General features: G+C 38.2%; 1 protein-coding gene and 1 pseudogene. Both read left to right on the top strand.

Annotated elements, in window-relative coordinates; translation table 11 throughout:
- Positions 1 to 1,224, top strand: a pseudogene (locus AC1DOS_RS19820) (S8 family serine peptidase); the annotation flags it as partial.
- A gap of 104 nt (positions 1,225 to 1,328) precedes the next feature.
- A complete protein-coding gene (locus AC1DOS_RS19815) occupies positions 1,329 to 1,484 on the top strand; it encodes a hypothetical protein (RefSeq protein WP_477538867.1) in 156 nt (51 codons plus the stop codon).
- The last annotated feature ends 392 nt before the right edge of the window (positions 1,485 to 1,876 follow it).

Here is a 1,876-nt window from a genome sequence, read left to right as displayed (position 1 = left end):
GTTTATAACGGCGATTTCCCACTTGATGCAAATGGGGATACAAAAATCGGACTTGAACAATCTGATATTGAGAATGGTCCAGCAACGCTCAGACTATTCCCAAACGATAAGGCGAGAAATGGGYACATGTTTACTGATATGGTTTCCTATGCATTCGTCAAAAAAGGGACACCTTATGTGTTACCAACTTACGATAAGCAAAAAATATATTTAAACGATACAGTCACGATGACGTTGAATTTAAACAACGTAAAAGACTTGATGGCTGGAAACTACGATGTTGGATTCTATGATTGGCTCTTTCAGTTCCAAAGCGTAAAAGTGAACCCAGAATTCCAGAAGTATGCGGATGAAAAAGGATTAACAGTAACCATTGATGAGCCAATCGTGAAAAATGACCCTAATTATCCAGTTAACAATAAAATGGTGAATGCGGGTGCTCATATCAGTGGCGGTGAAGATTTCAAAGGAATCAGCGGTGATACGCCATTCCTTGATGTGACATTTAAACTGTTCAATGACGATTTAGGCACCATCTTAGGTTACACGTTTAACGTCCAAGAGAATACCGTTCCATTCACGTATACACAATACGGTGAGCAAGACCCGGTTGTCATCCAATCATTCAACAATATTAACGATATTAAGATCGTACCAAAGAGCTCTCATGTGATATCTTTTACCCATCTTGAAGCGTTCTATGGAAACTTTAAGATGGATTATTCCATCATAGGAGCAAAAGCATACGGGCAATTGAAAGACGGGACAAAAGTGCAAGGAACGATTGACAAAAAAGGTTTTGTAGATATCTATATTCCTGTATCGAAAGATCCAATCGATATCGATATTGTCGTTGAAGCACCTGGACATCTGAAGAGCATTCAGAAACTGACGCTTGGTTTGAAAACACCTTGGGGCGAAGACATGGGTGTGTATATACAAAAACAAGGTGCCCAACCCGTTGCAGTAGCCGGCGATGTGAATCAGGACGCGATGATTGATATTAATGATGTCATACAGGCAGTCGCCTTTTACGGCAAGGAAAATAAAAAGGCAGATATTAACCAGGATGGCATTGTGGGCGAAGTGGATATTCGCTTTATCGAAAAGAACTTCTTGAAAGTTGGCCCGGATGTACCTAAAAATAAGAAACCAAAAGAAAAATTAGGAAACAAAGGATTAGAAGATTTCTTGCGTGCAATTGGTCTTGAGCCGAAAAAATAAGCAGACCAGTTCTATTGTACACATTGAAACAACTATTCTAGAGCCAATTAGATATGTTGACAACTTCTCATGTACAAACTACAGATTGGCTCTAGATGAATTACATGTCTGGATTTACTTTTGATGCTAGTTCTTTAATAAAAGAAAGAGCAGATTACAAAGTAGAAAAGCTTCCTTTAAGCGAGGTTCCATATATTTTAGAGCTCAAGGTACCTGGTCACTTTGAGGTGCAGAGCAAACAAAATATTGGATTTGAATAAAAAGGAAAACTTTTTGGTAGGAATCATTATGTCAATCCTATTTATATTACAGCTGGTGATGTAAACCAAGACAACGTCATTGATGTATTGGACTCGATTGATATTCGAAAATCTTTGAAAACGGACAACCGTGCTTCCGACATTAACTTTGCTGGTACGGTTGATGCGAAGACATCGGCTTTGTTCAACAGAATTACCTATTACAAAACAACTATGTAGAAAATCCTCCAGCTCCAAAAGAGAACCAAGATGGTAAGACATTAGAAAGTATTTTGAACGAGTTGGGTATTCAGTAAACTGTATTTTATTTCATAGTACTCTAATGAATTCCCCTACTGCTGTGACTAAGAAGCATTTCTTGATCAAAGTGGTAGGGGTTAATCCAATCAATG

The organism is Paenisporosarcina sp. P5_A11, from assembly GCF_056400705.1.
Note: the sequence above shows the minus strand (reverse complement) of the source record. Positions and strands in the feature narration are given on the sequence as shown.